Below are 9,669 nucleotides of genomic sequence, written 5' to 3' on the forward strand. Positions count from 1 at the left end.
GCGGTCCGCGCGTCGGCGGGACCCTTGAGTCGCAGCCCCCCGCGCATCAGTAGGCCCCCTGCCCGTGGAGTACGGCGCGCATCGTCTTCCACAAGATCACTGTGTCGAGGGCGAGCGACCAGTCCTCCACGTACCGCAGGTCGAGGCGGACCGCCTCCTCCCACGGCAGGTCGCTGCGTCCGCTGATCTGCCACAGGCCGGTGAGCCCGGGCTTGACCAGCAGCCGCCGCCGGATGTCCGGGCCGTACGCGGCGGACTCCTCCGGCAGCGGAGGCCGCGGACCGACGAGCGACATCGATCCGGTGAGCACGTTGAAGAGCTGCGGGAGTTCGTCGATCGAGTACCGGCGCAGCACCGCTCCCACCCGGGTCACCCGCGGATCCCGGCGGAGCTTGAACAGCAGCCCCGCGCCCTCGTTGCGGTCGGCGAGCTCGGCACGTGCCCGGTCTGCCCCGGCGACCATGGTGCGGAATTTGAGAATCGTGAACTCCCGGCCGTCCTTGCCGATCCTGCGCTGGCGGTAGAAGGCCCCGCCCCGGCTGTCCACCAGCACGAGCAGCGCGACGGACAGCATCAGCGGCGCGAACAGCATCAGCAGGACCGCCGAGCCCACCCGGTCGACGACCCCCTTGATCGCCCGGCGGCCGCCGGTGAAGGTCGGCAGGCTGACCCGCAGCAGCGGGATCCCGAGCACAGCGTCGACGTGCAGCCGCGGACCGGCCACCTCCATCAGCACCGGCGCCACGACCATCTCAGCCTCGCTGCCTTCGAGGTTCCAGGCCAGCCGCTGCAGCCGGTCCGGTGTCCAGTGCGGGTCCGGGGTGACCGCGACGACCCGGTAGCCGTCGTGGCGTACGTGCTTGGCGACGTCCGTCAGCCGGCCGACGACCGGCACTCCGTCCAGTTCGTCACCGTCGAGCCCACGGCCGTCCGTCGTGCACACCGCCTCCACCCGCCAGCCGATGTGCGGGAACTTGCGGGTTCGGGTGATCAGGTCGCACACGGTGGCGGGGCTTCCGGCGGCGAGCACCGGTCTCAGACACCGCCCTTCCTTGCGCTGTTTGTGCAAGGAGAGGCGGAGCAGATACCGCGCGGACATGGTGACGAGCCCGATCGCCGGGATCGCGACGAAGATCCAGAGCTTGATGTTGCGCGAGGTGAGGGCGATCCCGCCGAGCGCCAGTACGACGGTGGCCGCGAACAGCGAGCGCCCGAGCCGGCGGAATTCCTCGGCGCCCTGGCCGAGCACGGCCGGTGCCCACGCCCGGCCCACCGCAAGCGCCGACAGCACCAGCAGTTCGGTGCCGAAGGCGAGAATCTCCCATTTCTCATGCCAGTTGGCCGCGTCCCGGGCCCCGAAGAATTCGCCGATCCCGGCCACCACGAAGGCGGTGGCCACGGTGTCGCTGATGATCACGGTACGTCTGTACCGCTGCTCCCACTCGATCGCCGGCCTGCTGATTGACCCGTTCGCCAGACGCCCGCGCGCCGGCGGAAAAGGGCCGACTAGTCCCCCCTGCCGCACAGAAACCCCCCGGTCCCCAGTGGTTCGACATGGTGCCTTGACACGGTTCCTCCCCGGGAGGCCCCCGCCCCCCGCACGCTTCCTCCCCCGGGAGGCCCCCCGGCTCCCCGCGTCGCGCTGTTCCTCCCACGGGTGACTCCCGCCCCCGCGGAAGCCGATCCCGGCTACTTCAGCGCTACTTGAACGAACCCGCCCTTGTCGCAGCGGACTCGCATGCCCTGCTGACTCTCGAAGCGCCTCGGGAACCCGTCGGGACCCCGGTGCTCCCCGCACCCAAAGCCCCTTCCGGAACCCAGGAGTTGATCACCCCCACGTCTGGTGACAGAGACGCGGCTATCGGTCGCCTGCATCGACGGACCCATAGATCACCATTTGTCGCCTCGTGTCCCAGCATGTGCGAAGCACGGTCAATCTAGACCATCGACGCCCGCCTGAAGAGAGGGTTGTGTGGAATTTGTGGTCTTGATTTGAAGCCGGGACCACAGACCAGTGGCATCCCGTGGGTACCCGCGCGACGGAAGACGTGCCGTGTGACCTTCGACGACGCAAGTTCTCCGGACTGCCGGCACCGGCAACCACTGGGCGTCCCAGCCCTGCCAATTTGGCCGCTTTCAGGGCCTGTTCGGCGGATTCTCGTCGGTTGAGCACCCGAGGGGGTCACCGCCGCCGACAGCACGGCCGCGCGCAGAGGCGGCCCCCCGAGCGGGAGTCGGAGGGCCGGCGCCGTGTGCCGAGTGCACGCCGGCCCGTCGCGATCGGTCGGCCGACGCTCGTGAACGTGCAGCCGTGCCCCGCCCTGGCCCGCGGATCGAGCAGGCCGCGGCCGCCGGGCATCAGCGGGCGGCGCATCTCGTCGGCCACACCGCTGGGGACGGTGGGGCGTCGGTCAGTGCCGGTGCGGCGCAGCCCGGTGGCAGTATGGCCGTCTTCGGCCGAGCCCACCGGGAGGCGCCCGCCATGTCCGACCTCGACAGCCAGGTTCCCTACTGGGATGCCGCCGCGGCTGCCAGGACGTTCACCCATCCGCTCCATCTGCCCTGGCTCGACGGCATCAGCAGGCACGCCGCGATCCTCGACTACGGATGCGGATACGGCCGCACCCTGGCGGATCTCGAACGGTCCGGCTTCGACAACCTCACGGGCGTCGACACCTCGCCGGGAATGATCGAACGGGCCCGGCGCCTGCACCCCGCCATGCGCTGTGCGGTCCTGGACGCGTCGGCGGCCGTGCCCTGCCCCGACGCCGGCTTCGCCGCGGTCCTGCTCTTCGCCGTGCTGACCTGCGTCCCCGGCGACGACGCCCAGCGCCGCCTGATCGGCGAGCTGGACCGCGTCCTGAGGCCCGGCGGGATCCTCTACATCAGCGACCTTCTGCTGCAGGACGACGAACGCAACCGCAGCCGCTACGACCACTGGGCCGGCCGCCACGGCGGCTACGGCGTGTTCGAGACCGGCGACGGCGCGGTCTGCCGCCATCACTCCCGCGAGTGGCTCGCCACCCTGCTCGGCGGGTTCGAGACCGTCGATACCCGGACCGTCCCGGTGGCCACCATGAACGGGCACGAGGCGACGGGGATCCAGATCCTCGCCCGCAAGCCCGCGGCGACATGAGCGCGGCCCGTCCCGCATGCGGAGGTGGCCGCCGCCGTCACGCCCGGGCCGGGGCACCCTCGTAGGCCGCCCGCAGCACGGTCAGCGCGTCGTCGGTCGTGACCGGTCTCGGGTTGGCGTACGGCTGACCGGCGACCTGGGCCGCGGCAACCGCCAAGTCGGCTTCTTTCAGGCCGAGTTCGGCGAGGGAACGGGGGGCGCCGAGGCGGCCCGCCAGTTCCTGGAGGGCGGCGGGGGCGTCGGCCGCACCGAGGGCCCGGGCCACGGCGGCGGCCGCCTCCGGGGCGGCGGGCGCGTTGAAGGCGAGGGCGTACGGCAGGACGACGGTGTGGGTCTCGGCGTGCGGGAGACCGAAGGTGCCGCCGAGGACATGGCACAGCTTGTGGTGCAGGCCCATGGTGGTGGCGCCGAGGCAGGCCCCGCACAGCCAGGCGCCGTACAGCGCGCGGGAGCGGGCCGGTACGGCGGCCGGGGCCGCGGCGATCTCCGGCAGTGCGGCCGCCAGCGCCCGCACGCCCTCCTCGGCCATCAGCGCGACCAGCGGCGAACCGTCGGGGGCGTAGAGCGCCTCGACGGCGTGGGCGAGGGCGTTGATCCCGCTGGTCACCGAGAGCGGGACGGGCAGGGAGAGGGTGAGCTCGGGGTCGTAGACGACGCTGCGCGGCAGGACGACGGGGTCACGGCCGGTGCGTTTGACGCCGTGCTCGGTCAGGCCCCAGACCGGGGTCATCTCGGAGCCGGCGTAGGTCGAGGGCACGGCGAGCAGCGGGAGTCCGGTGCGCAGGGCGATGGCCTTGCCGAGGCCGATGGCCGAGCCGCCGCCGACGGCCACGCAGCCGTCGGCGCCCGCGGCCCGGGCCGCCACGACGCCCCGGTCGGCGACCTCCACGGGGACGTGCATCCGGGCCCCGGTGTGCAGGCCCGCGCAGGCGTCCCCGAGCGAGTCGGCGACCGCCCGGGCGGTGTCCGCGCCCCGCGCGCCGCTGAGTACCAGGAGCCGCCGCAGCCCGAGGTGGCGGGCCTCCTCGGCGGGTGCGGTGAGCGCGGCGCCGGGCCGGAAGACCACCCGGACCGGCCGGGTCTCGTATACGAAGTCCAAAGGGTTCACGAGCGCTCCAGGACGAGGTCGAAGCGGGCGTGGCGGAACGGGTTGGGTACGCCGTACTCCCTGGCCAGGGCCGGGTCGTCGGTCGGGGTGAAGTCCTTGACCAGGCTCTCCTTGACCGCGAACACGGCGTCGGAGTCCAGGTACGCGCCGCCGGCGACGAAGATGTGCGTGGTGACCGGCGCGTGTCCCGCGGCCGAGACGATGAAGTGGATGTGGGCGGGCCGGTAGGGGTGCCGTCCGGTGGCCTTCAGCAGGGCGCCCACCGGGCCGTCGGTCGGGATCGGGTACTCGCTGGGCACACAGGTCCGGAACCGGAAACGGCCCTCGCCGTCGGCGGTGAACAGGCCGCGGCCGTTGCCGGGCGGCTGGACGTCGGGCTGCTGGACGTCGTAGAAGCCGTGCGGGTCGGCCTGCCACACGTCCAGGACCGCGCCGGGCAGCGGGGTGCCGTCGGCGGAGCGGACGACACCGCTGACCACGCAGGGTTCGCCGGTGCCCACCAGGTCGATGTTGGCGCCGAGTTCCCGGACCGGGGACTCGGTCATGTGGAAGGGGCCGAGGACGGTCGACTCGGTGCTGCCGGGGTCGTCGTGCCCGTTGATCGTCTCGACCAGCATCGACAGGCCCAGGACATCGGAGAGCAGGATGAACTCCTGCCGGGTGTCCGTGCAGGTCTGACCGGTCTCGGTGAGGAAGGCGACGGCCGCCTCCCACTCGCGCTGGGTCAGCCGGGTCTCGCGGGTGAAGGCGTGCAGATGGCGGATCAGCGCGGTGAGCAGTTCGCGCAGCCGGGGGTCGTCGGTGCCCCGCAGGCTGTCGACGGCCTCTGTGGTGACTGCGTCTTCGGTTGTCATGCCGGCTCCTTGCCCGGAGGAACAGTGACCTCGAGTGATCGTAAACCCGTTTACCGTTCAATGAACCGGATCCACACACCGCGTCTACTTGATGAACGCGTTGGCGACCACCACGATCACCCCGAGCAACGCGTCGACCACCCCGATGAACACGGCTTTGGGCCAACTCCGTGCCGACCAGCGGGCGGTGACGACTCCCAGGCCGAACAGGATCACGATGTTCAGAATGAAGGCCGGATACTCGACGCCCTTCGGCGGCCACCAGCCCCATCCCGCGCCCGCGAGCAGGAAGGCCGTGGGCAGCACGGCGGCGACCAGCGGCCATTCGTCGGCCAGGGTGTGCAGCGCGTCCCAGCGCTGGTGCGGGGCCCGCTCGGCGATGTAGTGGGCGTAGCCGTGCGCCAGGGCGGAGGCGCAGGCGGTGACCAGGAGCCAGAGGGCGTCGTAGCGGCGGCTGGCGGCGGAGGTGTGCCCGTACTGGGTGAGCGCGGCCACCAGCGAGCAGGCCAGCACGGCGCCGTAGACCCCGCCGAACAGGACGGCCTCGCGGGTGTCGTGCGCGCGCGGCTGGGTCACGGCCGCCGGGGAGTCAGCCATGTCCTCCACGATCACCCGGGCCGGGCCCGGCCGCCACCGGGGCGCGGCCCGACGAAGTGTCCTCCCACCAGGCCGGATGCCCCACACCCTGTCCACGGCCGGGACACCGGTGGGCTCGCTAGGGTCGCCGTATGACGACGCACAGCTTCGCCCTGCACATCCCCGACGCCGAACTCGAACCCGACCCGCTCGACCCGGCGCAGATCGTCTCCGGCACGCCCGAGGTCACCGGGAAGGTGGTCTGGGAGTCGGCCGACGGCAAGCAGCTCCGCGGGATCTGGCAGATCACCCCGGGCGTGGTCACCGACACCGAGGCGGACGAGCTGTTCGTGGTGGTCAGCGGCTCGGCGACGATCGAGGTCGAGGGCGGGGCGACGTTCACCGTGGGCCCCGGGGACATGGCCGTGCTGCGCGCGGGCGACCGCACGACCTGGACGGTGCACGAGACGCTGCGCAAGGCGTACGCGATCAACCTGTGAGCACGCAGCGCGTCGGCCGGACTCAGCGGGTGGTGGGCGCGGGCATGTTGTAGGGCGTGACCACCTGGATCGCCGACGGCAGGGTCGGGCCCGCCGGGGGCAGCGCGCCCTGGGCGCGCATCACCAGGTGGCAGGCCTCGCGCATGTCCTGGCGCAGGTCGTGGTGGAGGACGGCGGACAGCTGGTGCTCGCGCAGCAGCCGGGTGTTGTCGTGATCGAGGTCGTGGGCGACGAACACGGCGCAGTCCCGGCCGAGGTCGGCGAAGGCGCGCAGGGTGGCGATGTTGCCGCCGCCGATGGAGTAGACGGCGTTGATCTCCGGGTCGCGCTCCAGGGCGGCGCGGACCAGGTCGTACTGGGTGGCGTCCAGCCCCTGCCCCTCGGCGATCTCCACCAGGGTGCGCTCGGGGTATCTGGCCCGCATGGCGCTGCGGAAGCCCATCTCGCGCTCCTCCTCGTTGCGGAAGAAGCCGCTGCTGAGGCTGGTGAGGACGTTGCCCGGCCGGTCGCCGAGCCACTGGCCCATCAGGTAGGCGGCGGTGGCGCCGGCGGCCCGGTTGTCACAGCCCACGTAGGCCAGCCGGCCGCTGGCGGGCACGTCGGTGACGAGGGTGACGACCGGGATGTCGGCCGACCTGAGGCGCCCGACGGCGGCGGTGATCTCGGGGACGTCCGGCGCCTTGAGGATCACGCCCTGCGAGCCGCGGCGCGCTATCCGGTCCAGCGTCCGCACCAGCTCCTCCACCGGCCCGGTCTCCCGGAAGTGGAACCTGGAGCGCACCACCGCGGGGTGCAGTGCCGGCAGCTCGGCCTCCAGGGCGCCGCGCACGGCCGTGGTGAACCGCTCGGGCGCCTGCATCACGATGTCGACCATGAAGGTACGGCCCACCAGCCGGACCTGGGTGCGCTGCCGGTCCAGATCCGCGATGGCCCGCTCCACCTCGCGGGCGGTGCTGTCCCGGACGCCGCCCCTGCCGTTCAGCACCCGGTCCACGGTGGCCTCGCTGAGCCCTGCCTGCCGGGCGATCTCACGGATGGGGAAGGGGTGGCCCACGGGCTCGCTCCTTGAGGGGTTTTTGATGGGCGGCTGCTGGTTGTTCGAGGGGTTTGTGCTGACAAGAATGGCAGAGCCCCGCCGTGGCCGTGACCGCGGCCGTGACCGAAAGCAGGACGTCGATGTCCCTCGCAGCCGAACAGGGCCGCCCCTGGCTCTCGCAGCAGGACTGCGACCTGGACACCTTCCGTGCCCTGGTCGAGCGGACCACGGACCCGGCCGCCTACCCGTACGCCTCGGCCGTCGAGGACAACGTCCTCGTCTACGACAGCGAGCGGCTGCGCACCGCCGACGCGGCCCACCAGGTACGGACCGAACTCGTCCGCGCCCTCACCGACGGTCCCGGCGTCGCCGTCTTCCGGGGCGCGTTCCCCGATCCGAAGGTGGTCGACCGGGCGACCGCGGTGTTCGAGGCCCTCATCTCGGAGCAGCACGAGTCGGGCGCGGTGGCCGGCGACCACTTCGCGACGCCCGGGGCCAACGAGCGGGTGTGGAACGCCCTGGAGAAGGCGGCCCTGTACGACCCGGAGGCGTTCGCCGACTACTACGCCAACGACATCGTGGCCCTGGTCTCCCGGGCCTGGCTGGGCCCCGGCTACCAGATCACCTCGCAGGTCAACGTGGTCAACCCGGGCGGCGCGGCGCAGACCGCGCACCGCGACTACCACCTCGGCTTCCTCTCCGACGAGACGGCGGCGGCCTACCCCGCCCATGTGCACCGCCTCTCCCCCGTGCTCACCCTCCAGGGCGCGGTCGCGCACGGCGACATGCCGGTGGAGTCGGGGCCGACGATGTACCTGCCCTACTCGCAGACCTACGAGCCCGGCTACCTGGCCTGGCGGCGGCCGGAGTTCCAGGACTACTTCAAGGCCCGCCACGTGCAGCTGCCCCTCGCCAAGGGCGACGCGGTGTTCTTCAACCCGGCGGTGTTCCACGCGGCCGGCACCAACCGGACCCTCGACGTGCGCCGGATGGCCAACCTGCTCCAGGTGTCCTCGGCGTTCGGGCGGGCCATGGAGACCGTGGACCGGGAGGCGGTGGCCAACGCGGTCTACCCGGTACTGCGCCGGCGCCGGTCGGAGGGGGCCGGCGAGGCGTGGCTGGAGCACGTCATCGCCGCGAGCGCCGAGGGCTACCCGTTCCCGACCAACCTCGACAGCGATCCGCCGGTCGACGGCCTGGCCCCGCCCTCGCAGGCGGACCTCGTACGGCGGGCGCTGCGGGAGGGGTGGGCGCCGCGGGTGCTGCGGGACGGGTTGCGGGCGGCTGCGGCGCGACGAGAAAGCTGAGGGCCGACAGGCCGTAGTCGTCTGCGGGTTCGTTGTGGCTGGTCGCGCAGTTCCTCGCGCCCCTTTGGGGCGCGTTACACATCAAGGAGTTACACACATGCGTATCGGAATCCTCGGCCTTGGCCGTATCGGTGCTTTTCATGCCGAGACCCTCTCCGGGCTCGACGTCGTCGAGTCGCTCGTCTTCACCGACCCGTTCGCGGACGCGGCCAAGGCCGCTGCCGAGAAGTTCGGTGCCGAGGTCGTGGACTCGCCCGAGGCGCTGCTGGCCGCCGGTGTGGACGCGATCGTCGTGGCCGCCGCCACCGACGCCCACCCGGCCCTGATCCTGGCCGGTGTCGAGGCCGGTGTCCCGGTCTTCTGCGAGAAGCCGGTGGCCAAGACGATGGCCGAGGGCGTCGAGGTCCTCAAGGCCGTCCAGGGCAGCGGCGTGCCGATCCAGATCGGCTACAACCGCCGCTTCGACGCGGGCTTCGTCGCCGCCCGGGCCGCCGTCCAGGGGGGCGAGCTGGGCAAGCTGCACACGGTGCGCTCCACCACCCTGGACCCGGCCCCGCCGCCGGCCGCGTACATCGCCGCGTCGGGCGGGATCTTCCGGGACTGTTCGGTGCACGACTTCGACATCATCCGCTGGGTGACCGGCCGTGAGGTCACCGAGGTGTACGCGGTCGGCAGCAACCGGGGCGCCGACTACATCAAGGAAGCCGGCGACGCCGACACCACCGGCGCGATCCTCACCCTGGACGACGGTACCATCGCGGTGGTCTCCAACTCCCGGCACAACGCCCGGGGTTACGACGTCCGCATGGAGCTGCACGGCTTCGCCGACTCCATCGCCGTCGGCCTGGAGGACAAGCTCCCGCTGCGCTCGGTGGAGCCGGGCGTGACCTTCCCGGCGGGCACCCCGCACGACTTCTTCATGGACCGGTTCACGGCGGCCTACCGCGCCGAACTCACCGCCTTCACCGAGGTCGTGGCCGGCACCCGGCCCTCCCCGTGCACCGTCGAGGACGCCCTGGAGGCCGGCTGGATCGCCGATGCCTGCACGCTGTCCCTGCACGAGCACCGGCCGGTCACCATCGCGGAGGTCCGCGGCGCCTGACACCCGCGGATACTCCTGCCACGGCGGGGCGGGGACCGGAACACGGTCCC

Annotated in this window: 9 protein-coding genes; 4 read left to right on the plus strand and 5 right to left on the minus strand. The window is 72.2% G+C overall.

Annotated features, from left to right (window positions below; translation table 11 throughout):
* Positions 1 to 46: 46 nt before the first annotated feature.
* Entirely contained in the window at positions 47 to 1,525 is a 1,479-nt protein-coding gene (locus ACWGKQ_RS45930; protein ID WP_453298043.1) for a sugar transferase, read from the minus strand.
* 786 nt (positions 1,526 to 2,311) lie between these two features.
* Here ACWGKQ_RS45930 and ACWGKQ_RS45935 point away from each other — a divergent pair.
* Positions 2,312 to 3,136: a class I SAM-dependent methyltransferase gene (locus tag ACWGKQ_RS45935; protein ID WP_453298044.1), complete on the plus strand. Its 825-nt coding sequence runs from the start codon at positions 2,312 to 2,314 to the stop codon at positions 3,134 to 3,136.
* Between the two features lie 37 nt (positions 3,137 to 3,173).
* Here ACWGKQ_RS45935 and ACWGKQ_RS45940 read toward each other — a convergent pair whose 3' ends face one another.
* The 3 genes from ACWGKQ_RS45940 to ACWGKQ_RS45950 all read right to left on the minus strand — a co-directional run bounded on the left by ACWGKQ_RS45940 (position 3,174) and on the right by ACWGKQ_RS45950 (position 5,695).
* On the minus strand, positions 3,174 to 4,235 hold the full coding sequence (locus tag ACWGKQ_RS45940; RefSeq protein WP_453298051.1) for a maleylacetate reductase: 1,062 nt from the start codon (positions 4,233 to 4,235) through the stop codon (positions 3,174 to 3,176).
* A 5-nt stretch (positions 4,236 to 4,240) separates the two neighbouring features.
* Positions 4,241 to 5,098, minus strand: coding sequence for an intradiol ring-cleavage dioxygenase (locus ACWGKQ_RS45945; RefSeq protein WP_453298045.1), 858 nt, complete (start codon positions 5,096 to 5,098; stop codon positions 4,241 to 4,243).
* A gap of 84 nt (positions 5,099 to 5,182) precedes the next feature.
* On the minus strand, positions 5,183 to 5,695 hold the full coding sequence (locus tag ACWGKQ_RS45950) for a hypothetical protein (RefSeq protein ID WP_453298046.1): 513 nt from the start codon (positions 5,693 to 5,695) through the stop codon (positions 5,183 to 5,185).
* A gap of 131 nt (positions 5,696 to 5,826) precedes the next feature.
* Between ACWGKQ_RS45950 and ACWGKQ_RS45955 the strand changes: the two genes are divergently transcribed.
* On the plus strand, positions 5,827 to 6,174 hold the full coding sequence (locus tag ACWGKQ_RS45955; protein WP_217555406.1) for a cupin domain-containing protein: 348 nt from the start codon (positions 5,827 to 5,829) through the stop codon (positions 6,172 to 6,174).
* A gap of 22 nt (positions 6,175 to 6,196) precedes the next feature.
* Here the strand turns inward: ACWGKQ_RS45955 and ACWGKQ_RS45960 are convergent, their stop codons facing one another.
* Positions 6,197 to 7,228 (minus strand): LacI family DNA-binding transcriptional regulator, encoded by a 1,032-nt coding sequence (locus ACWGKQ_RS45960; protein ID WP_453298047.1) that lies wholly within the window; start codon positions 7,226 to 7,228, stop codon positions 6,197 to 6,199.
* A gap of 122 nt (positions 7,229 to 7,350) precedes the next feature.
* Between ACWGKQ_RS45960 and ACWGKQ_RS45965 the strand changes: the two genes are divergently transcribed.
* Both ACWGKQ_RS45965 and ACWGKQ_RS45970 read left to right on the plus strand, forming a co-directional pair.
* Entirely contained in the window at positions 7,351 to 8,517 is a 1,167-nt protein-coding gene (locus tag ACWGKQ_RS45965; protein WP_453298048.1) for a phytanoyl-CoA dioxygenase family protein, read from the plus strand.
* 97 nt (positions 8,518 to 8,614) lie between these two features.
* A complete protein-coding gene (locus ACWGKQ_RS45970) occupies positions 8,615 to 9,619 on the plus strand; it encodes a Gfo/Idh/MocA family protein (protein ID WP_453298049.1) in 1,005 nt (334 codons plus the stop codon).
* Positions 9,620 to 9,669: the final 50 nt, after the last annotated feature.

It is taken from the genome of Streptomyces sp. NPDC054770 (assembly GCF_053611985.1).

What these genes read in the sequence shown, in the direction of transcription:
- ACWGKQ_RS45945 (WP_453298045.1), bottom strand. Translation starts at nt 5,098, where the DNA reads ATGACAACCGAAGACGCAGTCACCACAGAGGCCGTCGACAGCCTGCGG.
- ACWGKQ_RS45950 (WP_453298046.1), bottom strand. Translation starts at nt 5,695, where the DNA reads ATGGCTGACTCCCCGGCGGCCGTGACCCAGCCGCGCGCGCACGACACC.
- ACWGKQ_RS45955 (WP_217555406.1), top strand. Translation starts at nt 5,827, where the DNA reads ATGACGACGCACAGCTTCGCCCTGCACATCCCCGACGCCGAACTCGAA.
- ACWGKQ_RS45965 (WP_453298048.1), top strand. Translation starts at nt 7,351, where the DNA reads ATGTCCCTCGCAGCCGAACAGGGCCGCCCCTGGCTCTCGCAGCAGGAC.
- ACWGKQ_RS45970 (WP_453298049.1), top strand. Translation starts at nt 8,615, where the DNA reads ATGCGTATCGGAATCCTCGGCCTTGGCCGTATCGGTGCTTTTCATGCC.